The 23,691-nt window shown below is 66.5% G+C and carries 21 protein-coding genes; 12 read left to right on the top strand and 9 right to left on the bottom strand.

All coding sequences use genetic code 11. The annotated features are described in order from the left end of the window. Window positions 1-119: 119 nt before the first annotated feature. Both J2T23_RS16225 and J2T23_RS16220 read right to left on the bottom strand, forming a co-directional pair. The gene (locus tag J2T23_RS16225) at window positions 120-1,247 is read right to left on the bottom strand and encodes an alkaline phosphatase family protein (protein ID WP_307361714.1); all 1,128 of its coding nucleotides are present in this window, start codon (window positions 1,245-1,247) and stop codon (window positions 120-122) included. A gap of 2 nt (window positions 1,248-1,249) precedes the next feature. Then, window positions 1,250-2,518 (bottom strand): alkaline phosphatase family protein, encoded by a 1,269-nt coding sequence (locus tag J2T23_RS16220; RefSeq protein WP_141180910.1) that lies wholly within the window; start codon window positions 2,516-2,518, stop codon window positions 1,250-1,252. A gap of 365 nt (window positions 2,519-2,883) precedes the next feature. Between J2T23_RS16220 and J2T23_RS16215 the strand changes: the two genes are divergently transcribed. Both J2T23_RS16215 and J2T23_RS16210 read left to right on the top strand, forming a co-directional pair. Next, window positions 2,884-4,269 carry an OFA family MFS transporter gene (locus J2T23_RS16215; RefSeq protein ID WP_307361638.1) on the top strand — a complete coding sequence of 462 codons (1,386 nt, stop codon included), beginning with the start codon at window positions 2,884-2,886 and terminating at the stop codon, window positions 4,267-4,269. A 1-nt stretch (window position 4,270) separates the two neighbouring features. Further along, window positions 4,271-4,417 carry an MFS transporter small subunit gene (locus J2T23_RS16210; protein WP_168223104.1) on the top strand — a complete coding sequence of 49 codons (147 nt, stop codon included), beginning with the start codon at window positions 4,271-4,273 and terminating at the stop codon, window positions 4,415-4,417. A gap of 135 nt (window positions 4,418-4,552) precedes the next feature. Here J2T23_RS16210 and J2T23_RS16205 read toward each other — a convergent pair whose 3' ends face one another. Further along, window positions 4,553-4,984: a DUF2177 family protein gene (locus J2T23_RS16205; RefSeq protein WP_307361635.1), complete on the bottom strand. Its 432-nt coding sequence runs from the start codon at window positions 4,982-4,984 to the stop codon at window positions 4,553-4,555. 235 nt (window positions 4,985-5,219) lie between these two features. On the opposite strand from J2T23_RS16205, the gene J2T23_RS16200 reads away from it, so the two are divergent. From J2T23_RS16200 to J2T23_RS16165, 8 genes are all read left to right on the top strand, one after another. Further along, window positions 5,220-6,089: a DUF1295 domain-containing protein gene (locus J2T23_RS16200; protein WP_141161335.1), complete on the top strand. Its 870-nt coding sequence runs from the start codon at window positions 5,220-5,222 to the stop codon at window positions 6,087-6,089. A 249-nt stretch (window positions 6,090-6,338) separates the two neighbouring features. Beyond that, on the top strand, window positions 6,339-7,541 hold the full coding sequence (locus tag J2T23_RS16195) for a hypothetical protein (RefSeq protein ID WP_307361631.1): 1,203 nt from the start codon (window positions 6,339-6,341) through the stop codon (window positions 7,539-7,541). Next, window positions 7,538-9,424 (top strand): metallophosphoesterase family protein, encoded by a 1,887-nt coding sequence (locus J2T23_RS16190; protein ID WP_307361628.1) that lies wholly within the window; start codon window positions 7,538-7,540, stop codon window positions 9,422-9,424. The genes J2T23_RS16195 and J2T23_RS16190 overlap by 4 nt, the downstream gene beginning before the upstream one ends. A 212-nt stretch (window positions 9,425-9,636) precedes the next feature. Further along, window positions 9,637-10,668, top strand: a complete 1,032-nt coding sequence (locus J2T23_RS16185; protein ID WP_307361625.1) for a TerC family protein — start codon at window positions 9,637-9,639, stop codon at window positions 10,666-10,668. A 277-nt stretch (window positions 10,669-10,945) separates the two neighbouring features. Beyond that, window positions 10,946-13,006, top strand: coding sequence for a phosphocholine-specific phospholipase C (locus J2T23_RS16180; RefSeq protein ID WP_307361622.1), 2,061 nt, complete (start codon window positions 10,946-10,948; stop codon window positions 13,004-13,006). A 76-nt stretch (window positions 13,007-13,082) separates the two neighbouring features. Next, window positions 13,083-13,670 carry a hypothetical protein gene (locus tag J2T23_RS16175; RefSeq protein WP_246839758.1) on the top strand — a complete coding sequence of 196 codons (588 nt, stop codon included), beginning with the start codon at window positions 13,083-13,085 and terminating at the stop codon, window positions 13,668-13,670. Window positions 13,671-13,960: 290 nt separating this feature from the next. Next, window positions 13,961-14,458, top strand: a complete 498-nt coding sequence (locus J2T23_RS16170) for a hypothetical protein (protein ID WP_307361619.1) — start codon at window positions 13,961-13,963, stop codon at window positions 14,456-14,458. Between the two features lie 96 nt (window positions 14,459-14,554). Beyond that, window positions 14,555-14,821, top strand: a complete 267-nt coding sequence (locus tag J2T23_RS16165) for a hypothetical protein (protein ID WP_141180921.1) — start codon at window positions 14,555-14,557, stop codon at window positions 14,819-14,821. A gap of 11 nt (window positions 14,822-14,832) precedes the next feature. Here J2T23_RS16165 and J2T23_RS16160 read toward each other — a convergent pair whose 3' ends face one another. The 3 genes from J2T23_RS16160 to J2T23_RS16150 form a co-directional block, all read right to left on the bottom strand. Further along, complete coding sequence (locus J2T23_RS16160) at window positions 14,833-15,429, bottom strand: TMEM175 family protein (RefSeq protein ID WP_141180922.1); 597 nt, start codon at window positions 15,427-15,429, stop codon at window positions 14,833-14,835. A 36-nt stretch (window positions 15,430-15,465) separates the two neighbouring features. Further along, the gene (locus tag J2T23_RS16155) at window positions 15,466-18,099 is read right to left on the bottom strand and encodes a PEP/pyruvate-binding domain-containing protein (RefSeq protein WP_307361616.1); all 2,634 of its coding nucleotides are present in this window, start codon (window positions 18,097-18,099) and stop codon (window positions 15,466-15,468) included. A 66-nt stretch (window positions 18,100-18,165) separates the two neighbouring features. Next, window positions 18,166-18,483 (bottom strand): hypothetical protein, encoded by a 318-nt coding sequence (locus tag J2T23_RS16150; protein ID WP_307361614.1) that lies wholly within the window; start codon window positions 18,481-18,483, stop codon window positions 18,166-18,168. Window positions 18,484-18,760: 277 nt separating this feature from the next. On the opposite strand from J2T23_RS16150, the gene J2T23_RS16145 reads away from it, so the two are divergent. Both J2T23_RS16145 and J2T23_RS16140 read left to right on the top strand, forming a co-directional pair. Next, the gene (locus tag J2T23_RS16145) at window positions 18,761-19,081 is read left to right on the top strand and encodes a GYD domain-containing protein (RefSeq protein ID WP_141161327.1); all 321 of its coding nucleotides are present in this window, start codon (window positions 18,761-18,763) and stop codon (window positions 19,079-19,081) included. A gap of 1,225 nt (window positions 19,082-20,306) precedes the next feature. Further along, window positions 20,307-20,978 carry a DNA alkylation repair protein gene (locus J2T23_RS16140; protein ID WP_307361610.1) on the top strand — a complete coding sequence of 224 codons (672 nt, stop codon included), beginning with the start codon at window positions 20,307-20,309 and terminating at the stop codon, window positions 20,976-20,978. A 56-nt stretch (window positions 20,979-21,034) separates the two neighbouring features. Here the strand turns inward: J2T23_RS16140 and J2T23_RS16135 are convergent, their stop codons facing one another. The 3 genes from J2T23_RS16135 to J2T23_RS16125 all read right to left on the bottom strand — a co-directional run bounded on the left by J2T23_RS16135 (window position 21,035) and on the right by J2T23_RS16125 (window position 23,643). After that, the gene (locus J2T23_RS16135) at window positions 21,035-21,190 is read right to left on the bottom strand and encodes a hypothetical protein (RefSeq protein ID WP_307361608.1); all 156 of its coding nucleotides are present in this window, start codon (window positions 21,188-21,190) and stop codon (window positions 21,035-21,037) included. Window positions 21,191-21,307: 117 nt separating this feature from the next. Further along, the gene (locus J2T23_RS16130) at window positions 21,308-22,237 is read right to left on the bottom strand and encodes an NADP-dependent oxidoreductase (protein WP_307361606.1); all 930 of its coding nucleotides are present in this window, start codon (window positions 22,235-22,237) and stop codon (window positions 21,308-21,310) included. Between the two features lie 119 nt (window positions 22,238-22,356). Further along, complete coding sequence (locus J2T23_RS16125) at window positions 22,357-23,643, bottom strand: hypothetical protein (RefSeq protein ID WP_307361603.1); 1,287 nt, start codon at window positions 23,641-23,643, stop codon at window positions 22,357-22,359. Window positions 23,644-23,691: the final 48 nt, after the last annotated feature.

Below are 23,691 nucleotides of genomic sequence, written 5' to 3'. Positions count from 1 at the left end.
GCCACCCTTTCCTAACATCGCCATAACGCATCAGCCGCGGAACAGCAATGGACCCGGCAAACGGTTCCATGCCGTCCGTTGCCGGGTCCATTCGAGGCAGGCGTGCAGCCCGGCCAGGCTCAGACGCCTGCGTTGTACACGTCCAGCCCAAACCGGTTCAGCCCGGGCGTCCCGGCGTAACCCAGGTAGGGCAGGCCGAAGGTATCCTCGATGCTGGCCAGCAGGCTGTAGTGGTTGTACGGCGTGGTGGACCAGGTGCCGCCCTTGGTGAACGGGGACAGCACCAGGGCGCCCACCCTCCCGCCGCCCATCCCGGTGATGCCGGGCAGTGCGGCGTTGGGTCCGGGACCTTCGCCGCAGCAGGCGCTGGCGTCGGACTGCGGCCCGTCTGACTCATCGAAGGTGATCACCAGGACGCCGTTCTGCTTAAACGCCGGGGAGCTGGTGATGACCGGAACCCATTGCTTGAGCCAGGCGTCAGCGCTGGCCAGTCCGCCGGGCTGCCCGTCCACGCAGGGGGAATCGTGTCCGTCGTGGCAGAGGTTGGGCGTGATCATGGACAGGTTGGGCGTTGTGGCAGCCGAGGCGAGGTCTGTCTGCAAGGCGGAGAGGTCGACGTCGTTCGTGGCGCAGTCCGGTGAGCCGGTGATCCCGGCGAAGTAGACGAACGGGTTGTGGCGGGCGGCGTACTGGTCGCCCACCTTGGCTTTCTGGGTGTCATCGACGGCGCCCAGCGCGGGGTGCCGGCAAGGGGTGCCCATGTCCTCCATGTACCCCTTCCAGGATTTCCCGGCGTCTTTGAGCTGCTCGGCCACGGTGGGAACGCTGGCCGGGAACACGCAGCCGTCGCCGACTGCCTGGCCCGGACTGGCAGTGCCGCTGCCGACGAACGGGGTGTAGGTCTGGCAGTCGGCCTGCATCTGCGGGTTGGGTCCCTGGCCGGAAATCTGCGCCACATAGTTGGGCTGGGAGTTGTGCGCCGTGCCGTAGTACTGGTTCAGCAGGACGCCCTGGCTGCGCAGGGTCTGGGAAAGATAAGGAGCGGCCGACGCCGGGCCCCAGGTTTCGTCGTAGCCCTTGTTTTCGAGGTTGATGACGAAGACGTGGTTGGCTCCGGGCAGGTAGCCCTGGCTTGGTGTCGAAGCGGTGGGGGCGCTGGTGGCGGCGGCCGGGTTGAGGGTGGCCGCAGTTCCACCGATGGCGGCAGCAAGCACGGCCATGGCGGCAAAGGCGGTGCGGAGTTTCATTTTCACGGGAGCTTCCATCCGTCAGCGAGTGCTTTTTCTTTCAGGCCGGACCATTCCTCGGCCGGGGGCGGACCCACCGGGGTGCAGGCGGGGCCGGCCACGAAGGGCGGGACCAAGTAGGTGGGCGCAGCAAGGTTCGCGGGGGTGCCAAAGTCCAGGACTTCGGCGATGTTGCGGGCCGCGTGGTCGCGCGGGGTCAGGGGAGCAAGGCTCCAGCGCCATTCGATGGCCTTTAGGACCGAGGTGTGGTCGTAGACGTCGTGGGCCACATACCGGCGCCGTGCCCGGGGTGAGACCACCAGGGACGGAACCCGGAAACCGCGGAGCGCTGTTTCGGGGCTGCTGTCCGGCGCCGTGGTGGGCGGCACGTGGTCATAAAAGCCGCCCCACTCGTCGTAGTTGACCACCAGCATGGTGTTGGCCCAGCCCGGACCGGACGTGACCGCGTTGTAGACCTCGGCGAGGAATGTTTCGCCGGAACGGATGTCGGCATGGGGATGGTCGTCTCCGGAGGTTCCGGAGCCCTCGTCGGTGAACCGCGGATCCACGAAGGAAACGGCTGGCAGGGCCCCGGCGGAGCAGTCAGCGAGGAACTCCGCGTAGGGGCGGGAGATGCCTTGGTACTTGGTTCCCCAGAGTGCCGTGAACGGGATGTCGCCGTAGTAGTACTTGCCCGGAATACCCGCCGCGGCCAGCCGATCCCAGATGGTGGGCAGGGCTGAGGTGGCGGAGGAGTTGTGGATCCGGTCCGTGGCCGCAGCATGCTGGTAGAAGCGGTTCGGGTAGGTTTCGGCCATGGTGGCGGCGAAGTAGCGGTCGCAGACGGTCCAGTCCGGGCCTGCCTGGCGCCAGAAGTCCAGATCGGCCTCGCCGTAGTAACCCACGGCGAACTCGTCGTTTTCGCCGGCCCGCAGCCAGCCGTCGTTCTTGCCGTTGTTGTACTGGATCCGGCCGCCCTCGTAGGAGTGGTCCGGGTCCGGGTGTCCGCAGCCTTGGAAATCGGCCAGGTGGTAGGTGGAGTGCGGGATGCCGTAGCGGTCGGTGTAGCTAAGCCCGGACTGCTTCCCGTCTGCCCCGGGCATCCAGCCCAGGAAGTGGTCAAAGGAACGGTTTTCCATCATCACCACGATGATGTGTTCGATGCCTGAGTCACCGGGCGCGGGAAGCGCGGGCGGTGCGGCTGAGGCCGGCCGGAAGGTGCTGCCGGCGGCCAGGGTAGTGGCGGCAGCCGTTCCCGCGGCCCCCAGGAAGTGGCGTCTTGAAAGATTCACGTCTGATTCCTTGCAGGTCAGATGGACGGCGACACGGGCACGCCCCCACCCTGGGCCAGTCGCCGGTAAGTTACTTGTCGGTAAAGTTTTGCGTTCACCAGTAGATCACGGAGAGGTCACGGCTCCGGCGGAAACCGGGGTTCGTTCACGGAGAGTTCATTGGACGTTTCCGAACCTGTCCGGCGGGTCGCTGACGGGAGCCGGAGCGCCACTCGGCGTAAAATCCACGCCGTTCGGCGCGCCAACAGTACGTTTGCTGATGATTTGCATGATGATTGCCCAAGGCAAGGGGCCGGGCTCACTAAGGTCTTTCGCCTCTGGATCGATCAGACATCGACGTCTTCGACAAGCAAAGGGAAACAACCATGGGCTTCCTGGACCGTGACCACTCCATCGCCCCGCCGGGCTTCAACCGCTGGCTGGTCCCGCCCGCCGCGCTCGCCGTCCATCTGTGCATCGGCCAGGCCTACGCCACCAGCGTGTACAAGACCGCACTGGTCAAGCATTTCGGCGCCAGCCTGACCGAGGTGGGCGTCATCTTTTCCATCGCCATCGTGATGCTGGGCCTTTCCGCCGCGGTCATGGGTACCTGGGTGGACACCAACGGCCCGCGCAAGGCGATGTTCACGTCCGCGATGTTCTGGGCCGGCGGCTTCCTCATCGGCTCGCTGGGCATCTTCACGCGCCAGCTCTGGCTGGTCTACCTGGGCTACGGCGTGGTGGGCGGCATCGGGCTGGGCATCGGCTACATCTCGCCGGTGTCCACGCTGATTAAGTGGTTCCCGGACCGGCCGGGCCTGGCCACCGGCATGGCGATCATGGGCTTCGGCGGCGGCGCGCTGATCGCCAGCCCTGTGTCCCAGGCCCTGCTCAAGGCGTACGATCCCAACTCCGGTGCGCAGGGCTGGGTTGCCAGCGGCGATGCCGTGGGCAAGCTCTTCCTCACCCTCGCCGTCGTCTATCTCGCCTACATGCTGTTCGGTGCGTTCACCGTCCGGGTGCCCGCCGACGGCTGGCGGCCTGCCGGGTTCGACCCCTCCAAGGTCAAGGCGGCCAAACTGGTGACCACCGAGAACGTCTCGGCGAAGAACGCGATCAAGACCCGGCAGTTCTGGCTGGTGTGGGTGGCACTGTTCTGCAACGTGACGGCCGGCATCGGCATCCTGGAGCAGGCGGCGCCGATGATCCAGGACTTCTTCCGGCAGTCCGACGGCAAGTCCCTGGTGAGCGCCGGCGTCGCTGCCGGGTTCGTGGGGCTGCTGTCCATCGGCAACATGTCCGGCCGGTTCGCCTGGTCCGCCACCTCCGACGTTACCGGCCGCAAGCGGATCTACATGGTGTACCTGGGCGTAGGTGCCGTGCTGTACACGGTGCTGGCGCTGGCTGGGTCCAGTGCCACGGCCCTCTACGTGGTGCTCGCCTTCATCATCATCTCGTTCTACGGGGGCGGCTTTGCCACCGTCCCGGCCTACTTGCGGGACCTGTTCGGGACCTACCAGGTGGGCGCCATCCACGGCCGGCTCCTTACCGCCTGGTCCGCCGCCGGCGTGGCCGGCCCGCTGATCGTCAACAGCATCCTGGACGCGCAGGGCAAGCCGGGCCAGCTGAATGGCGCGTCCTACCAGCCCGCGCTGCTGACCATGGTGGCGCTGCTGGTGATTGGCTTTGTGGCCAACCTGCTGGTCAAACCGGTGGACCCACGGTTCCATGAATCCCGCCCCGAACAGCACCTAACCCCCAAGGAGGCCTGAAATGAGCAGCACCGCACATCCCCACGGCGCGCACGAGCCGGTCCGCAAGTCCACCGGCAGGCTGGTCCTGGCCTGGATCCTGGTGGGCATTCCCCTGGCCTACGGGGTCTTCCAGACGCTCACCCAGGTGGCAGCGCTCTTCGGCTAGCCCCGGGCCCGGCCTCGCGTCACGCAGGGCAGGCTTTAGCAGCAACGGACGGCGGCGGGTCCCGGCTTTCCGGGGTTCCGCCGTCTTTCCTTGGTCTAAAGCATGCCGTCCGTGACGCGGGTGCGCCGCGCGGATTCACGCCACGGCGGGTTTCCTGAGCCGGCGGCGCAGGACGGATGCGGTCACCCACGTCACCAGGCTGCATGCCGCGGCTCCCCAGAGGATGTCCGTCAGGGCCACGAGGGCGGTGAAATCCTTCAGCACGGCGAACCCGGTCAGCGCCCAAGTGGCGTAAGTGAAGAAGCCAAACAGCGCAGCGCCCGTTACCCGCTGCCGCACCGTGGCCCCAGGGCTGTTGGGCCGCACGCCGTAGTGCACCATTCCCGCCACGAAGACGAGATAGAACAGCACCGCGCCGGGCAGGTTGGCCTTGGGTGCCAGCAGGTGGCCGATCTGGCTCTGGTAGAGCGGGTTGGCCACCAGCAGGATCCACACCACGTCCAGCACGGCGAAAATCAGGGCGCTGACAACGTAGGCGGCCAGCCAGTTCTTGGTGCGGGGGCTCATGGAGGACTCCTTGCGTCGGGTGCGGGTCAGGAGTGGTTCGAAGCCACGGCCGGGGGTGGACTGCCTAAACCCGAAAGCTGTACACCTCCACCCATACAATCCCGCTCACGCTACGAACACCCAGTGGACAAGGCCACCACGGCTAAGTTGTTGTTGGATGAAACCGCGCCCGTCGGGGGCGGACGGGACCGGCCGTGCAGCAGCGCGCGGCGGGCCAGGGGAAAGGAAGCTGTCTGTGAACCAGAAGAGCCGCAAGGCGCTCATCAGCACCGTCATTGCCGTTGTGGTGGCCGTGCTCATCGCCCTTGCCGGAAGCCAGGGCGGATCCAGGATTGGCGGGTTCCCGGTCTTCGCCCTGGGGGTGGCCATCGCCTTTGTGATCCAGTGGCTGGTGTTCATCCCGTCCTACAAGGCGCAGACGGAGAAGTTTTACGACCTCACCGGGGCCCTGACCTACATCTCCATCACGGTGTTCCTGGTGCTGGCGTCCCCGGGCGTGGATGCCCGCGGCATGCTGTTGGCGGCCATGGTGGTGCTCTGGGCCGCGCGGCTGGGCAGCTTCCTGTTCCTGCGGATCAGCAAGCATGGCAAGGACGACCGCTTCGATGAGCTCAAGCCGGACTTCTTCCGCTTCCTGAACACGTGGACCATCCAGGGCCTGTGGGTGGTGCTTACGGCTGCGCTCGCGTGGGTGGCCATCACGTCGGACAAGAAGGTGGGCCTGGACGCATTCTTCTGGGTGGGCCTGGTGGTGTGGCTCGCGGGCATCAGCATCGAGACCGCAGCCGATCTCCAGAAGAACCGGTTCAAGGACGACCCCAGGAACAAGGGCCGCTTCATCAGCACCGGCTTGTGGTCCCGGTCCCGCCACCCCAACTACTTTGGCGAAATCACGCTGTGGGTGGGCGTTGCCATCATTGCGCTGCCGGTCCTGCAGGGCTGGCAGTGGGCGGCGCTGGTCTCCCCGCTGTTCGTGGCGCTGCTGCTGACCAAGGGCAGCGGCGTACCGCCACTGGAGAAGAAGGCGGACAAGAAGTGGGGCGGCCAGGCCGACTACGAGGAGTACAAGAAGAGCACCCCGGTGCTGGTGCCAAAGCTCAAGTAGGGCTTGCCCCGGCAGGGCGGACGACGGCGGCACCCGGGTGGGTGGCGCCGTCGTCCGGATACTGGGGGCTTTAGGGGTAAGCGGGACGGTTGCGTTGGGCAAGTATCGTGCATGCGACGAATGCAGGTACCGGGTACTCGTGACATGTGCCGGGGGCGCCCCTACTCTTCGAGGACAGCGCGGTTATGCAGGGGCCGGATGCGCTGCGCGTGCTGCTGGGGCATGGAGTCTCAACTCCAGGGAGCGACATTGCGACATAACAGAATTTTTGGCATCGGCGGCCGCAGCGGCAACCGGAAGAATTCCCGGCGTGCCGACACAGGTGGTGGCGGTCCGGCAGGCCGTCATCACGACGGGCCGCGGGACATCCGGCCCCAGGCCCTACTGACAGCCGCCCTCCTGGCGCTCGAAGGCGGCATGGTGATGCTTCCCGTTGCCGCTACGGCGGCCGGCCCCGACCTGCCCCAGGCCACGAATTGTTCGGTGCGGATCTTCCCCGGCCTTGGCGGCCCCGGCAGCAACGCGATCGCTTCCAGCAGCAACGGCCTGGTCATCGGCATCGCCGATACAGCCGGAGGCGGTTCCGCCCCGGTGCTCTGGCGCGGCGGCCAGCCCACCCAGCTGACCATCCCCCTCGACGCCGTCGCCCCTGCCTCGGTCAACGCGGCAGGAGTTGTGGTCGGCACGGGGTATGACGCCACAAACGAAGTATTGGTGGGATGGTGGTGGCAGGACGGGCAGTACCATCCGCTGCCAGTCAAGCCCGGTGACATCGCCATACCTTCCGCGATCTCGGATAACGGAATCGTTGCCGGGGCCCTGGTGGCTGATGAAGAGCATTCGGACGGCCCGGGCGCTGACGAAGACGAACGTCCCGCCGTCTGGCCCTCCGTGACTGCCGTGGCCCGTGAGCTCACCTTGCCTGCCGGAGCGCGGGGCGGGCATGCCTTCGCGATCGGCCCGGACGGCACCGCCGGCGGGGTGGCCCTTTCCGACGACGCTACTCCGGTCCTGTGGGCGCCAGACGGCTCTGCCAAAGCCCTCCCCACCCTCAGTGGTAAAGGCGGCGTCGTCCTCGGGATCGATGCGACGGGGCAGGCGCTTGGACAGAGCGCGGTGGCGGACGGAACGCATGCCGTGACGTGGGCTGCTCCGAGTGCGGTGACCGACGTCGGGGCGGCAGCCGCCGGTCCCAAATCGAGCGCATCATCAGGAATCGCGGGCGTCACCGTGGGATCGGGAAGCTCGCCGTCCTTCCGCGGGGAGCGGCCCCAGGCGGTGATATGGATCGGCAAGAGCGCACGGATCCTGCCGCCAGGATCTGATGCCCAGTTCACTGGAGTGTCCGGATCCGCGAGTTCGGTATCCCGCCAGGGAGCGAACACCGTTGTGATCGGTTACTCAGCAGCCGACAACGGCCTGCGCCGCGCCACCGAATGGAGCTGCAAGTGAACGCCGCCCGGCTCGTGAGCCACCCGCTGCGGTGGGTGCTGGCCCTCCTCCTGGGCATTGCGCTGATACTCGCCAACTTCTACTACCTGTCCGGTTCGCGGGACTCGGAAGCCAGCGCCGCTACCACCGTGAGCCTCGGATTCGCCGGTGACACTGGCGGAAACACGGTGACCGGGAAGGTCATTGATGCCGCACACAACGGCGGCGTCGCCGCCATGTTCAACCTTGGTGACCTGTCGTACTCCCAGATCACTCCGGAATCGGCCTGGTGCTCGTTCGTCAAGCAGCACGCGGGGACCATGCCCTATGAGTTCGTGACCGGAAACCACGAGGACGACGGACCTGACGGAGTGTGGACCAACTTCGCCTCGTGCCTGCCGGACCAGCTTGGTTCGGTAGGGAACTATGCCCAGCAGTTCTACACGGACTACCCGGCCAGCAGCCCGCTGGTGCGGTTGATCATGGTTTCCCCGAAGCTGACCTTCAGCGGCAGCGGCCTCGACTGGTCCTACAAGTCCGGCACGCAGGGCTACAAGTTCGTGACGTCGGCGATCGACTCGGCCCGTGCCGCCGGGATCCCGTTCATCGTGGTGGGAATGCACATGTACTGCCTGTCCATGGTCAACTATCCCTGCGCCGCCAGCCCTGACCTTATGAACATGCTGGTCTCCAAGAAGGTGGACCTGTACATGCAGGCACACGACCACGCCTACGCGCGCAGCTACCCGCTGGCACTCAAGGGCAGCTGCACGGCCATTCCCGTCAGCAGCTTCAACCCGGACTGCGTCGCGTCCACGAATGCGAACGGCCAGTTCGCGGCCGGCACCGGGACCATACTGGCCACGGTCGGTTCGGGCGGCAGGTCGCTGAACAGCGAGAACAACACCACTACTGCGCCGTACTTCCAAAGCTTCATGGGCAGCAACAACAACCCCACGTACGGCTTCCTGAAGGTATCGGTGACCAGTACCACGCTGACCGGCAACTTCGTGCGGGCCTCGGGGGGCACGTACACGGACAGTTTCACCATCACCAGGCCGGCGGCACCTTCACCAAGTCCGACGGCGACAGCTACCGCTACAGCGACAGCTACAGCGACGGTGACACCTCCGCCGACAACCACGACGGCTCCGCCCCCTCCGCCGACAACCACGACGGCTCCGCCGCCTCCGCCGACAACCACGACCGCTCCGCCGCCTCCGCCGACATCCGCGATTTCGGTCCGGTCCACGGCCAGCGGAGCGGGGGAGTTGACCGCAGCGGGCTCGTACACGCCGGGACTGCCGGCGGGCTGGCAACCGGGCGACACGGTTTTCCTGTTCTCGCAGGTCACCGTCTCCGGATCGGCGAACACCACGGCCCCGGCAGGGTGGACGCAGGCGGTCGGTGACTTCACGAGCGCAAGCTCCACCTCCGCCCACCAAGCCGTCTGGTACCGGGTGATGCAGGCCGGTGATACCGCACCGAGCGTGCCGGAACCCGCTGCCAGGTATGCGTGGTCGACAGTGGCCGTGCAGGGCGCCAGCACCACCACGCCGCTGGACGTCACGCCGGCCACTGACACCAACAGCGGGGTGGCCTACCCTGGTGTACGGGCTCCGTCCATCACGCCGGTGACCCCAGGGGCGCTGCTGCTGACAGCCCATGGCGTGCGGAACGGCACCAACTCGGCAACCACGTCGTTCTCGCCGCCGGCGGGCATGGGTGAGCTGGGCGACTCGACGTCGAACATCGCGTCGAAGTCGAACGCGGCCCTGGAAGTGGACTCACTGGCCCTGACCGATACGTCCGCCACCGGCGCCAAGGTGGCAACCGCATCCTCAAGCTCCGGCACGGTGACCAACCAGTGCGGTACGGCGATCGTCGTGCGGCCCGCCCCATGACCTGACGCCCAAGCGGGCGACGGCGGCACCCGGCCCGGGTGCCGCCGTCGCCCGTTAATCAGCTACCATTTAAGCCATCAAGGGGAGTACTCCCGTCTGTGCGTGGCCCGTCAATACGGATGCAGCGAAGCATCCCGGGCCACCGGCTCCGGTAGAACCGGGCGGAGGAGACCTTGGCGTCACTGTCAGCGCCAACCCCTTGGAGTACCCTCATGCAGGTCACACCGCTCATCTGGATCATCACCATTGCCGTGACGGTCCTGTTCTTCGTTTACGAGTTCTTCGCGCACGTCCGCAAACCCCACGAACCGTCCATTGCCGAGTCGGCACGCTGGTCGGCGTTCTACATCGGGCTCGCGCTGCTGTTCGGCGTCGGAATCGGAACCGTCTCGGGCTGGACCTACGGCGGCGAGTATTTCGCGGGCTACCTCACCGAAAAAGCCCTCTCGGTGGACAACCTCTTTGTCTTCCTCATTGTGATGACGGGATTTGCCGTCCCCAGGATGTACCAGCAGAAGGTGCTGATGGTGGGCATCATCATCGCCCTGGTCCTGCGCGGCGGGTTCATCGCCGTCGGCGCCACGCTGATCGAAAACTTCTCCTGGGTGTTCTACATCTTCGGCGCCCTGCTGCTCTTCCTCGCGTACCGGCAGGCGTTCAGCGGCCACGATGCCAACCCCGCTGACGGCCGTTTCATGCAGCTGGTGCGCCGCGTCCTGCCGGTCACCCCGGAGTACCACCGCGACCGGCTCACCGTGAAGCTGGACGGCAAGCGGTTCGTGACGCCCATGCTGCTCACCATTATCGCCATCGGGTTCGTGGACCTGGTCTTCGCCGTCGACTCAATCCCTGCGATCTATGGCCTGACCAGCGAGGCGTACATCGTCTTCACCGCCAACGCCTTCGCCCTGATGGGACTCCGGCAGCTGTTCTTCCTCATCGGCGGCCTGCTGGAGCGCCTGGTCTACCTGGCGCAGGGGCTGGCTGTCATCCTCGCGTTCATCGGTGTCAAGCTGGTCTTCCACGCCCTGCACGTCAACGAGCTCTCCTTCATCAACGGCGGCCAGCCGCTCCTCTGGGTACCCGAGATCCCCATCTGGTTCTCCCTGGTCTTCATTGGCGCCACCATCCTGGTGGCCACTGTGGCCAGCCTGGTCAAAACCCGCGGTGGGCATGCCGGCGAGGCCGTCGGCGATGCGATTACACGTGAGGACACGGATTCCACGGCGGGCACCCGCCGATAGTCCCCGGGCGGCCACGCAAGCAGGACGGACGACGGCGGCACTCGGGTGGGTGCCGCCGCCGCCATCTATGTGTCGTACATCCGCAGGGACACTTCGTACGGGCTGACGCAGAGTTCGACGTGCTCGTCCTCCTGCGCGGTTCCCGAGGCGCAGCCTGGATTGGGTCAGTGACCTGGGAGGCTTCCTGATATTCAGGCCGTGTACACGGGGCCTTAACGCAGCGCTGGCATAGTTCCCTGCGGGGGACATCAAAAGCCAACGCATTAGGAGCTCCCCCATGGCAGGTCTCAACCGCCGTCGTTTTCTTCAACTTTCCGCCGCAGGTGCGGCTGGCACTGCAGTTTCCCAGATGATGGGCCAGAGCATCGCCCGGGCCGCGGAAATCCCGGCGAACCGGGCCACGGGCTCCATCAAGGACGTTGAGCACGTGGTGATCTTCATGCAGGAGAACCGTGCCTTCGACCATTACTTCGGCACGCTGAAGGGCGTGCGCGGGTTCGCGGACCCGCACCCGGCACTCTTGCCGTCAGGCAAGGACAGCTTCCACCAGGCCAACGCCACCCGGGAAGTGACGCCGTTCCACCCGGACGCGCCGGACCTTGGCATGCAGTTCATGGAGGACCTGGACCACTCGTGGAAACTCACGCACGAGGCCTTCAACAACGGGAAGTACGACAAATGGTTGCCGCAGAAGACGGACGCGACCATGGCGTTCTACGGCCGCCAGGACATTCCGTTCCACTTCTCGCTTGCCGACGCGTTCACGGTCTGCGACCAGTACCACTGCTCGGTCCTTGGCCCCACCGACCCGAACCGCTACTTCATGTTCGCCGGCGGAGACGACCCCGACCGGAAGGGCGGCGGCCCGGACCTGTGGAACGGCGAGAAGGGCTACTGGTGGAGCACCTACCCGGAGGAACTGGAGAAGGCCGGGGTGAGCTGGAAGGTTTACCAGGACATCGGTGAGGGCCTTGATCCGGCACACTATGAGGGCTGGACTGATGACGCCTACATCGGCAACTACGGCGACAATTCACTCCTGTACTTCAAGCAGTACCAGGACGCGAAGCCCGCAAGCCCGCTGTACGACAAAGCCCGGACCGGCACCAATGCCAAGGCCGGCGACGACCTGTTCAGCATCCTCCGCAAGGACGTTGCGTCGGGCACGCTGCCGCAGGTCTCCTACATCGTGGCGCCCGAAGCGTACTCCGAGCACTCGAACTGGCCGCCGAACTTCGGCGCCTGGTACGCCGCCAACATCCTGGACATCCTCACCTCCAGCCCAGATGTGTGGAGCAAGACGGCTGTCCTGTTCATGTACGACGAGAACGACGGCTTCTTCGACCACATCGTCCCGCCGCACCCGAACACCCCGCAGATTCCCGGCGCCTCCACGGTTTCCACTGCCGGTGAATGGTACGACGGCAGCCCCACGTTCTACGGCGACAAGGACGTCCCCGGGCACTTCGGCCTGGGCGTACGCGTGCCCATGATTGTGGCCTCGCCATGGAGCATGGGCGGCTGGGCCTGCTCCGAAACGTTCGACCACACCTCCATCGTCCGGTTCCTTGAGGCCCGCTTCGGCGTGGCCTCACCGAACATCACGCCGTGGCGCCGGGCCGTCAGCGGGGACCTGACCAGCGCGTTCGACTTCTCCAAGGCGGGTGGGGCCGCACCGGCGCTGGCGGACACGTCCGCGTACAAGCCGGCCGACCACAAACGGCACCCCAGCTACGTGCCGGTACCTCCGGCGTCGAACTCAATGCCCAGCCAGGAAAAGGGCACCCGCCCGTCCCGCCCCCTTGGCTACGCCCTGGACGTCGAGACGACCGTCCAAGCCGGAAAGCTCGCGGCGCGGTGGGCCAACCATGGAACCCTGGGCGCGCACGTCCAGGTCCGCTCCAACCTGCTCCCTGCCGGCCCGTACTCCTACACCATCGGGGCAGGAGCGTCGCTGGATGCCTCGTGGGCGCTCGGTGCCGAGTACGACGTGCAGATGCACGGCCCGGCAGGCTGGTACCGGCGGGTCGCAGGTACGACGACGGCCGCGGACATCCGCGTGAGCGTCACCGGAGATGGCAAATCCCCGCACGCGCAGTTCCGTATCGACAACCCGGGCGCCGCGGCGGTCACCCTGACCCTCGCGGACGCCTACGCCGCCGGTTCCCAGACCCTGACGCTCAACCCGGGACAGGGCAAAACCGTCGTCATCACCACCCAGGGCGGCTGGTACGACCTCACCGTCACGTCCGCCGGCGATCCCAAGCTCGTCCGCGTCCTGGCTGGCCGCATCGAAAGTGGCGGCCCGCTCACCAGTGATCCCCAACTGGGCCGCTGACCCACTCCGGCGGCGGGGGAGATCTCCCCATGCCGGCTGCGGGCGGACGGCGAGGGGTGCCGCCTAAGCTGTGGTCATGGAAATAGCATCCGCAGGTTCCGCGTCCCCGATGAAGTCCTTGCTCTACTGGCGCAAGAGCATGATCAACGGAGCCAAGACAGTACCTGCCATCGTGGCCATGGACAGCGCGGGCACGTTCAGCATGCATGACGCTGCCGGGGTGCCGGTATTTTCCGTGCCGGCATCCCAGGCGGCGGTCCGGTTCACGAGCATGGGGACGATGGTGGTCACGGCCAACGGCCGGAAGTACGACGTCACGGGTGTGGGCGCGTCCTTGTCGCCCAGCCCGTCCTCCTGGCAGCTCGCGGAGATGGCCGCCGGCGCGGATGGCCGCACGGACCCCACCGGCTTGAGCCGCGCAGGTTCCGCCGGAGCCGCCATGAGCGGAGCGGGAGGCCTGGGCGCTGTGGCGGGCGCGGCTGGCGGCGCCGCAATGATGTTCGCCTACTACCAGGGCCTGGACGCCATCAAAGCGTGGCAGGAAGCGCTCCCCAGCGCCGGCGCCACGGTGCAGAAGAGTTCGATGAAGGCCGGACTCTACATCTCGCTGGGGGTCGTGGCCGCCGTGGTTATCGGCCTCGTGGTGGCGCTGGGCCTTCGGTAGCCGCCGCCCGACCAGGGGTGGGGCGTCTTTCTGCAGGGTGCCTCCGGCCATAAACAGGCGATGAGCGCCGGCGGCCGGTAATTCCTTGTGAGAGCGCGCACCGCCGAGTCATCCCCATCGCCCAGTATGGCGGTACGCAGCAGGGCAGTATCAAGGACCTTGCGGCAAATTTGAGGCGGTGGGGAGGCCTCCCCATGTTGCGCCCTGTCTTTTCGTCCAATCGGTGTGCTTATATGGGCCTGCGCTGCAGCACCTTCGCTGCACCAGGCCACCCATCACTTGGAGTCACCATGAAGTCCTCGCAGGGCAAACTGAAAACAAAAGGTATCTCGCTGCTGGTCGCTGCCGGGGTCGCTGCCGGCGCCTCCCTCGTGGCGGCGGTTCCCGCTACCGCAGCGGGCCCGTGCGGCACGGGTTACACGTACATCGGGTCGCATCCCATCACCGTGCCGACCTACAGCAAGGACTATCGGTACGGGAAACCGGGCACCAAAACCGGCTCCATCGACGTGTACTGGAACTCCACGGCACGCAAGAACTGTTCGGTGGCCTACGCCTACGGACCCACGTACGGCATCAAGATGTACCGCCAGAACATGATCGGCAACTACCCGTCCTACGGCCCGGACGACGTTTCGAGCGGCTACTACTCGTACTATGCCGGCCCGGTCTACACCAACACGCAGACCGCCGGTGGCCAGTGCATCACCCTGGACGCCAGCTTCGGTCCGAACGCCACCGACAAATCCAGTTGGGGCGCTGCGTTCTACAGCCCGGTCCACTGCTAAGCAGGGAATTACGACGGCGGCACGCCTGGTTGGGTGCCGCCATTGCGGTTTCTGCGGGAGACTTGGGACTGCCCTTACGAACGAAAGCAGGATTCCGTGATCACCCTCCAGCAGGACGCTGACGGCTACGTCCGCATGAACCGGCACTACCCGGCCAGTGTCCGTATCCGGATCGCCTTCAACGACGGAACCACCGGCGATTTCTCCGGCCGCGCCCTCAATAACGCCTACGATTCAGCGGTCGCCGAATTCCGCGCCAAGAACGGCCTCGATGCCAGGGGGTTTAACCGGGCCCCGGCCAGCCGGACCAATTCCGGAAACAAGGTGGATTTTGTTCCAGTGCATCCTGGCATGGGGGAGTAGCCGGAACAACGCTACCCGGCGTTCTCCTGGTGGGCCCTAACGACGAACTGTTCCACCCGCCGGTCCGGAACCAGCCAGATCAGCGCGACGACGGTGAAGACGGCCACCCCCAGCAGCGGCTGGAGTAAGGTGAGGGCGATGCCGGTGAGGTAGATCAGCGGGGAGGCCTTGCCTTTCCAGTCCCTCCCGACGGCCCGGGCCAGGGGCCCGTCCTTCCCCTGCACGGCGATCAGCCGCCGCTCCAGGATGAAGTAGGCGATCGCGGCGGACAGCAGGTTGATGCCGTACAGCAGCACGGGGACCTGCAGGAACCCGGACTCGTCCATCCACCGGGTGGTGAACGGGAACAGGGACAGCCAGAACAGCAGGTGCAGGTTGGCCCAGAGGATGGTGCCGTTCACCCGGCTGGCGAGGTGGATCATGTGGTGGTGGTTGTTCCAGTAGATCCCCACATACACGAAGCTCAGCAGATAGGTGAAAAGTGTGGGCAGGATGGCGGCGACGCCTGCCCACGTTGGTTCCTCCGGGGTGTGCAGTTCCAGCACCATGATGGTGATGATGATCGCCAGGACGCCGTCGCTGAAGGCTTCGAGCCGGTTCTTGTTCACCCGAATATCATGCACGCAAAGTCAGGTGCCCGCGCGTTAAATGATGGTTACCGTGCCAGCGTCGCCGTCCACGCTCACCGTCTGCCCGCCGGCCAGCCGCTGGGTCGCCACCCCGGTGCCCAGGACGGCCGGGATGCCGTACTCGCGGGCCACGATGGAGCTGTGGCTCAGCGGGCCGCCCACATCGGTCACCACCGCGGAGGCCATCGCGAACAACGGCGTCCAGGCGGGAGTGGTCATGCGGGCCACCAGCACCTCGCCGGGCTGCATCAGGCCGAAGTCCCCGGGGCCCCGGAGGACGCGGGCGGCCGCTGTCACACGGCCGGAGCTTGCGCCGGTGCCTTTGATCACGCCGCCGGCTTGTTGCTGCGGGCCTCCCGGCATCATCGAGCCGAACGCCTTCTCCATCCAGGCCTTCCGCGGGAGCATCTGTGGCGCCGCAGCCTTGGACTGGCCGCGCCACAGCATCCTGCGGTCCTCGACTGCGGCGGCGCGGACCGGCCGGGAGGCTCCGGCAAGGGCAATGCCAGCTTCGGGCTCCGCGAGCCCGAACTCCACGGCACCCTGCAGCTCGGAGAACCGGAGCCAGAACACATCATCGGCCTCAGCGATGACGCCGGAGGCCACAAGCCGCCGCCCGAGCTCCCGCAGGAACCGCCGGAGCAACGGCCATGCGAGTCCGACGTCGGCCAGCGCGTCCTCGCGGACCGGGGCCGTCTCCTGCGCCCACCTCAGCACCCGCAGGAACAGTGCCCGACGCCGCGGACGCAGCCTGGCGGAGACCACCCGGGTCAGTTCCTCCCGGCGCTCGGTCAGCAGCCGCTGCCGCTCATGCGGGTCGGTGCCCTGCCCGCGCAGGTAAAACTTCACCGTCTCCAGCTGGGCGGACGGGTTGTCGGCCGGCACCGGGGTGGCGAAGTCCAGGTTGTAGACCGCGTGGCCGTAGAGGTCCAGATGCTCCTGGAACGCGATCCGCCACTCCTGCCACAGGACGCCGTCCACTCCGGCCGGTGCTGAACCGGTGCGCAGGCACTCGGCGAGTTCCGGCGTCGTACTTTCCAACAGGGCGGATACCAGCGAAGGGTCGCTGCGCGCCCAGCCTGCGAGGTCGTACAGCGACTTTTCCGCCCGGATCGGTTCGCTGTCGAAGCCCAGGAGGAACTCCTGGGCCGGAGGATCGCCGCGCCGCCGGACGGTCTTATAGAAGCCCTGGAAGGAGAGTTCGCTCATGTCGGCCAGCGGGATGATGGACTGCACCGCCGTGTAGTACACGGTGCCGGCGTCCAGGAGGGCCTGCACGCCCGCCAGCAGATCGGCTCCGGAAAGCCCGGCCGGCGGCTTCGCCTGCCAGTCCTTGATGATCCGTTCGTAGCGCGGATGCGAGTAGTCGCGCCAGCCCGCCACCCCCATGTGCGCCGTGCCGCGGAACAGCGCGCTCATGGCGGGGACGGTCCGGGCCGTCATCCGCAGCATGGGCCAGGTGCGGTAGTAGTAATAGGCGTAGCCGTTGACGGTGGGGAAGCGGACGTCGCCCTCGCGCAGGGGGTGGCCGCCCAGCGCCTGGTTCATCAGGGCCGAGATGGAGCGGGACACGGATCCGTCGATGAGGTCGGCGAAGAGCGGGGAGAGCGGCTCCGGCATCTGCTCCACGATGCTCGCCCGGAAGTAGAGGCCCTTGGGGTAGGGGACGGGCCATTCCGTGGGGACGTCCCCCGCGGGTTCGGGCAGCGCGGTGATGGGCCGGGACTGGAGCAGGAAGAACCTGCCGCCTGCACGCGCCCACTCGATGTCCTGCGGGGATCCGAAATGCTCGGTAGTCCGCTGGCCGTGGGCAGCCAGTTCAGCCGCCGCGGCATCGACCAGGACGGGCGCACGACGGCGGGCTTCCGCCACTTTTTCCTCGACCGTCCCGTTCTCCGTGGGTACGGTCATGAGTTCCTTGTCGCCAGTCTGCCGCGTGAGGACTTTGCCCGTGCGGGTCTCAACGGTCAGATCGTCGGTGGTGACCTGCCCGCTGACCACGGCCTCGCCCAGGCCCCAGGCGGCGCTGATCACCGTCTGGTCACGGCGGCCGTTTGAGGGGTTGGCAGTGAACATCACCCCGGCTGCCTCGGCCTCCACCATTTGCTGGATTACGACGGCGAGGCGCACCTGGGCGGGCGGGATGCCTTCGCGTGCGCGGTAGGCCATCGCACGCGCGGTCCAAAGGGAGGCCCAGCAGTTGATGACGGCCTTGGCCAGGGCGTCCATGCCGCGGACGTTGAGGTAGCTTTCCTGCTGCCCGGCGAAGCTGGCGGAGGCGAGGTCCTCGGCGGTGGCGGAGGAGCGGACCGACACGGCGGTGTCCGCGCCGCCGAGGCGCTCATAGGTGGCCTCGAGTTCCGCCCGGATGCGTGGGGGCATGGCACCTTTGCTGAACAGGGTCCTGATGAGGGCGGAGGCGTGCTCGTAGTCTTCGGCCGCCGCTTCAGGCGGGAGCGAGGCCAACTCCTGGATGGCCTCCCCGAGCTTGTTCTCCGCGACGAAGGCCGCGTAGGCGTCGGTGGTGAGGACCACCCCCGGCGGGACCGGCAGCCCGGCCCGGATGAGGCCGCCGAGGCCCACGGCCTTGCCACCCACCGCGGCGACGTCGTTCCGGTCGACGTCGCCCAGGTCCATGACGTAGGTCATGACGGTGCCCCCTTACCGTCCACCGCCGTCGTCCGTTTCGCCGGGACGAAGGCGCCGCTCCCGCAGTTAACCGTTGCCCTCATCGGTTCCGGTGTCTTCCCACATGATGTCGAGGTTGTGGAAGGTCACCGGCCCGTCGCACAGCTCCGCCATTTTCGCGGCGAAGTCCGATGTTTCGGGCCGGTTCGAGTTCTCCATGGCCGACTCGTAGGAATCGAAGTCGACGATGGTGAAGTAGTGCCCGGGCTTGTCCCTGTCAGCTGCGCCTATGATGCGGCGGAACGTTGCAGGCGAGCTTTCCCCGGTCCTGGCGGGCCTGCCCAGGTCCACGATCTCGTTAATTCGCGAGCTGTTGAATTCGATGATCTGCACAAACCCGGCCATGACGGACTCCTGACGGTGATGGACGCTGATGCCGGTCAGGCTAGTCCCGGCACCGGGCTGTGCAAAGGGGAGGAATGCCCCACTTTGCCGTTAGGTATCCCGGGATATTGACTGCCCGGGATGGGAGGAATACTTTCTGCCGTAACGGCGATCGTGGAATCCCGTTGCCACCGAACCAGGTGCCGGGTGCCCGCTGCCCCCGGCGCCACTCACGGCGCCCTGCTGACATCGCCCGCTCCGCGCCGGCATGTATGAGAACACATCAAAGGGAAAGACCATGCCGAAGTATCTGTTCGAAGCAACGTACGTGGGCCAGGGCATCAAGGGGCTCATGCAGGAAGGCGGTACCGCGCGGCGCGATGCCCTGACGGAGGCGCTGAAGTCCGTGGGCGGAACGCTGGAAAGCTTCTACTACGCCTTTGGTTACTATGACGTCCTGGGCGTCTTTGACGCGCCGGACGATGCCAGCGCTGCAGCGTTGTCGCTGCTGATCAACTCGTCCGGGAACGTCAACGTCCGGCTGAAGCCGCTCCTGACGGTGGCGGACCTGGACGAAGCCGCGAAGAAGACCCCGACCTACCGGGCACCGGGACAGTAGGGGAGTTATGCACGTTGGCCGGCGACCGCCGTCGGAAATTACGACGGCGGTGCGCTGGCTTGCGTGCCATACTGCGGACACTTCCTGGCAGCGAGGAGGGCGAGATCGTAGATCAGTTGCTGGACTTCGCGCTCTCGGCCGCTGACCCGGGGGACCGGCGGCTGGGACGCCGTGGGACGCCTTGTCGGGGGAGCGGGAACGGGCCGGTGGGCGGCGTCCGGAGGCTCCGGCGTCGTCCGATCCCTATTGCGGGCTGGTGATGCGTCCTGGCTTTTCATGGTGTCCCCCGTCCGGCCTGTGTGGACACTGTAGGAAGCCGCGCCGACGTACGGAAGGGGTTTTGTCCATCAGCGGGAATAATTGCCCGAATCTTGAGCCAATGCCGGTGCCGGACCTTCGGTAGGATCGGAGCACTGCCGCGTGCGGCCGGAATTTTGGGGGAATTTTGGGGATCAATCCGTTGCGGCGCTCTGCCGCCGTTATCCTGATGGCCGCGGGGGCCGTCGTGCTGGTGCCGGCACCGGCGCAGGCGGACTACGTCTGCTGGATGTCCGACGGGATCAGGTACTGCTACGACCCCGGCGACCGGCAGGTTCCCGAGGAGCCCCCGCCGGCGCCGGTGGTGGAACCTCCTTTCACCCCACCCGCGTACACGCCACCACTGGCCGCCCCGGCCCCTGCCCAACCCGCGCCGGCCCCAGTCCCTGACCAACCCGCCCCGGTGCCTGCCCAACCCGCGCCGGCACCGGCTGTCCAGGCGCCCACTCCGGTTCAGGCCCCGCGGGTTCCCGCACCGGGCTACATCCCGCCGCAATCCACCGGGTACCAACCGCCGGCCGTCGCAGAGGCGGCAGAGGTTGCCGAGGCTTCGGCTAACGTCCAAGCCGCTAATGAGCCTCTGGAAACCCCGCCTGCCCCGGAACCGCCTACCCCTGCTGCGACATCCGTAACAGCGACACCGGCGGAGCCCATCCAGGCCGCTGTACCGGTGGAGGTGGCGGGCGCTCCTGTTGCTGGCAGTGAACCGTTCCCTGCCCTTCCCGTCATCGGTGTCGCCCTGCTTCTCGCCGGTGCCGGTGCGTGGTTCGGGCTTCGCCGCCGGCGAAAGGCCGCGGGGATGGAGCGGACCAGGCGTGGGAGCTTGGGTGACCCAATCCGGTGAAGGTGCGGTGCCGTCGTCGTACCCTGAACCAAGAGGCAACAAGGGGAGGAAGTTGTGGCGGACATGGCGGCGCACACGACCGTTGACGAAGCGATGGCCCAGCTGGCTGAGCTCGAGGATGTAAAGGTACGCGAGGCGAACGAAAAACGCGGGGATGACCACGGCGTGAACCTCAGCCAGCTGCGCGCGCTCGCGAAGCGGCTGAAAACCCAGCAGGACCTGTCGGTCCGGCTGTGGGAGACCGGCGATACGGCAGCCCGGCTTTTGGCGCTGCTGGTTTGCCGCCCCAAGGCGTTCCGGCGGGATGAGCTGGATGCGATGCTGCGCGACGCCCGCGCCCCCAAGCTGCAGGACTGGCTGGTGAACTATGTGGTCAAGAAGAGCCCGCACGGTGAGGAATTGCGCACCGCGTGGCTGGCTGACGCGGACCCCGCGGTGGCTGCCGCCGGCTGGGCATTGACCTCGGACCGCGTGGTCAAGAAACCCGGGGGCCTGGACCTGCCGGCCCTGCTGGACACCATCGAAGCGGAGATGAAGGACGCCCCGGACAGGCTGCAGTGGGCAATGAACACGTGCCTGGCGCAGATCGGGATCGAGCACTCCGCCTACCGGAAGCGTGCCACCGCGATCGGTGAGCGGCTTGAAGTGCTGAAGGATTACCCGACGCCCCCGGGGTGTACGTCGCCGTTCGCCCCGGCATGGATCGGCGAGATGGTGCGGCGGAAAGGGGAGTAGCAGGTTTTGCGACGACGGCGCGTGCGCAGGTGCTTCCGGCCAGGTGCGGGTGCGGGCTATCCCACGCCGCTGGGCATATTTACGGCCGTTTCCCGGTTTCGGTCCGCGTAGTACGAGCGCATGCCGTGCTTTACGCCCAGCCGGATGATCCAGTACAGCAGCGTGGCGCCCAAGGCGATAGGCACGATCAGCACAGCTGCGTTAAGCAGCATCCATCCAACATTCACAATTTCCCCCAATGTGAGTTTTTCCCAGCCTCTCACGAATGCTGTTCCGACGCCGAAGGCTCCGTCCCCACGGGGCGGAGCCTTCGTCAAACCGTTATCGAATCAGGAATCCTGGTTTACGGCCATCACGATTTTGCCGCGGGTGTGGCCGTCCATGTTGGACCGGAAGGCATCGGCGGCCTTGTCCAGCGGGAAGACCTCGGCAACTTCCACGCGAAGCTTGGCCTGGTCCGCCATGTCAGCAAGAGCCTGCAAATCCGAACCTACGGGGGTGACCCACATCCACTCCCCACCGTGCTCTTCCACGTCGCTGTCGGCGATGGAGGCGTGCCGGCCGCCGTCGGCCAGCACCGCCAGCGTGGCCTCAAGGTTGCCGCCGACGAAGTCTGCGACGACCTCCACACCGTCGGGACGCAGCGCGCGCACGCGGTCCGCGAGACCGTCGCCGTAGGCAACCGGCTCGGCGCCGAGGGAGCGGAGGAATTCGTGGTTCTTCTCCGAGGCCGTGGCAATGACGCTGGCGCCCATGGCCACTGCGATCTGGATGCCGAGGGAGCCCACTCCGCCGGAGCCGCCGTGGATCAGGACAGTTTCCCCGGCCGTCAGGCCCAGCCGGTTGAGCACCTGGTAGGCGGTGAGCCCGGCCAGCGGCAGGCCGGCGGATTCGTTCCATCCGAGCGTGGCGGGCTTCCTGGCCAGGACCCGCTCCGGCAGCGCGATGTACTCGGCGAAGCTGCCGCCGTGGACGTAGTCCTTGCGGCCGTAGGCGATAACCTCATCGCCGGGCTGGAACTGCCTCGCATCGATACCTACGGACTCCACAACGCCTGCCACGTCCCAGCCGGGGATGGCGGGGAACTGCAGGTCCATGACCGCGTCCAGTCCGCCGGCCATGATCTTCCAGTCCACCGGATTAACTGCTGCCGCCTTGACCTTGACCAGGACCATTCCGGGCCCGACCTTCGGCATCGGCTGGTCGCCGTATTCGAGGACGTCCGGGTTTCCGTATTCGCTGTAAGTGATTGCCTTCATGGTTGGGACAACTGCGTGGCGGCCCTTCGCTATTCCGGATGGGGCTGGGGAGTGGCGTATCGCACGGGCAGGGCGACGGCGGCTGTCGCCGTCGTTCCAAGCGGCCAGGCGGTGGCGGGCTACTGCGCAAGATCTACGTAGGCGTGCCAGTATCTGGCGCTTTGCCTCGAGGACGCCAGCACCACCAGGCCCGTCTGGCTGTTGACGTTCTGCTTCGTTGACGTCGGATCGTTGATGTCCGTGTCGGTGCCGCTGCTGATAATGGGGGTGCCTGCCCCGGGCGCGAAGGAAACGTTGTCGATCGGCGACTTCTTGTAATAGATGGTCCCGCCCTCTTCGGGCGCCACCGCGAACATCCAGATTTCGCGGTGCTCCTCGTCGATCATGACCATCGGCCTGGTGTGGAGGTCCTGCACCTCGCCGAACTCCGCGCTGGTCCAGTCGCCCTTACCATCGCGCACCAGCAGCGCCACCAACGTTTGGCCCACCTTCCGGTTGGCGGTTTTGATCGCGGCGAAGAGACGCCCGTTGCCGTCGCTGGTCAGTTGCCTGAGGTTCAGATGATCGTTGGCGCAGCCACCGGTGCAGTTCTTTCCCCCGCCGTAAGCCACCTCTGTTTGCCACGAGTCCTCTGGCTGCCCGTCCTGATGGACGGCAAAGTAGAACTTCTTTTGTCCCGGCCGCTGGTTGCTCCACATGATGCCGATCTTGTCGCCCTGGAAAGACGTGACGGCGGAGATGTCGTCGTAGTGCACCTGGGCGTTGGTGGTGGGCAGGACGAACGGGGTGCCCCACGCCGTGTCGCTGGTGGTTGAGTGGTTGACGTAGACGCGGTTGCTGTTGTCGGAGGACACAGTGGTGTAGGTGACCCACAGCTTGCCGAGGGAGTCCTTGGCCACCGTGATCGATTCCGTGCTCCCGCTGTGCAGGGTGACGGGGAATCCAGCATCCTGCGAATAGGTCTTGGCCAACGCGTCATAGCTGAACCTGTGCAGCTCCGCGGACCCGGACGTCACCGCCAGCTGGGACGGTGGCGAGTTCCACTCCGAGCGCACCGTCGTGCTCGACACGACATAGAGCTTGCCGTCTACTGCGTCCCACAGGGCGTCTCCCCGCGCCGTCTGACGCGGGTCGACGACTGTCTCGGTCCCTTGCCACGTCTGCGTTGCGGCATCAAGCCGGTGGATCGTTGTCGCATGGGCGGATTCGCTCCACAGCAACCCCCACCAGCTCCCGTCCTGGAACCAGAGCTTGCTCTGGGCCTTGTCAGCGGTTGGCGTTCTTACGCCGTCGGCCGCAAAAGAAGGGCCAGGGATTCCGACGTCGGCAGCCTGGGCGGGGAGCGGGAGCGCGAGCGCAACGGACGCCGCGAGGAGGAGGGCGATGAGGAGGCGGAGCAGGCGCATAACAGTCCCCTTGGGTTATGTCAGTAACGCCGGGGCCGTTGCATCACC

Origin of the sequence: Pseudarthrobacter niigatensis, assembly GCF_030812615.1 — a bacterium.
GTDB lineage: Bacteria > Actinomycetota > Actinomycetes > Actinomycetales > Micrococcaceae > Arthrobacter > Arthrobacter niigatensis.
The sequence above is the reverse complement of the archived record's forward strand: the minus strand, read 5'-3'. Positions and strand labels throughout refer to the sequence as shown.

What these genes read in the sequence shown, in the direction of transcription:
- J2T23_RS16225 (WP_307361714.1), bottom strand. Translation starts at nt 1,247, where the DNA reads ATGAAACTCCGCACCGCCTTTGCCGCCATGGCCGTGCTTGCTGCCGCC.
- J2T23_RS16215 (WP_307361638.1), top strand. Translation starts at nt 2,884, where the DNA reads ATGGGCTTCCTGGACCGTGACCACTCCATCGCCCCGCCGGGCTTCAAC.
- J2T23_RS16210 (WP_168223104.1), top strand. Translation starts at nt 4,271, where the DNA reads ATGAGCAGCACCGCACATCCCCACGGCGCGCACGAGCCGGTCCGCAAG.
- J2T23_RS16205 (WP_307361635.1), bottom strand. Translation starts at nt 4,984, where the DNA reads ATGAGCCCCCGCACCAAGAACTGGCTGGCCGCCTACGTTGTCAGCGCC.
- J2T23_RS16185 (WP_307361625.1), top strand. Translation starts at nt 9,637, where the DNA reads ATGCAGGTCACACCGCTCATCTGGATCATCACCATTGCCGTGACGGTC.
- J2T23_RS16180 (WP_307361622.1), top strand. Translation starts at nt 10,946, where the DNA reads ATGGCAGGTCTCAACCGCCGTCGTTTTCTTCAACTTTCCGCCGCAGGT.
- J2T23_RS16175 (WP_246839758.1), top strand. Translation starts at nt 13,083, where the DNA reads ATGGAAATAGCATCCGCAGGTTCCGCGTCCCCGATGAAGTCCTTGCTC.
- J2T23_RS16170 (WP_307361619.1), top strand. Translation starts at nt 13,961, where the DNA reads ATGAAGTCCTCGCAGGGCAAACTGAAAACAAAAGGTATCTCGCTGCTG.
- J2T23_RS16155 (WP_307361616.1), bottom strand. Translation starts at nt 18,099, where the DNA reads ATGACCTACGTCATGGACCTGGGCGACGTCGACCGGAACGACGTCGCC.
- J2T23_RS16150 (WP_307361614.1), bottom strand. Translation starts at nt 18,483, where the DNA reads ATGGCCGGGTTTGTGCAGATCATCGAATTCAACAGCTCGCGAATTAAC.
- J2T23_RS16145 (WP_141161327.1), top strand. Translation starts at nt 18,761, where the DNA reads ATGCCGAAGTATCTGTTCGAAGCAACGTACGTGGGCCAGGGCATCAAG.
- J2T23_RS16140 (WP_307361610.1), top strand. Translation starts at nt 20,307, where the DNA reads ATGGCGGCGCACACGACCGTTGACGAAGCGATGGCCCAGCTGGCTGAG.
- J2T23_RS16135 (WP_307361608.1), bottom strand. Translation starts at nt 21,190, where the DNA reads ATGCTGCTTAACGCAGCTGTGCTGATCGTGCCTATCGCCTTGGGCGCC.
- J2T23_RS16130 (WP_307361606.1), bottom strand. Translation starts at nt 22,237, where the DNA reads ATGAAGGCAATCACTTACAGCGAATACGGAAACCCGGACGTCCTCGAA.
- J2T23_RS16125 (WP_307361603.1), bottom strand. Translation starts at nt 23,643, where the DNA reads ATGCGCCTGCTCCGCCTCCTCATCGCCCTCCTCCTCGCGGCGTCCGTT.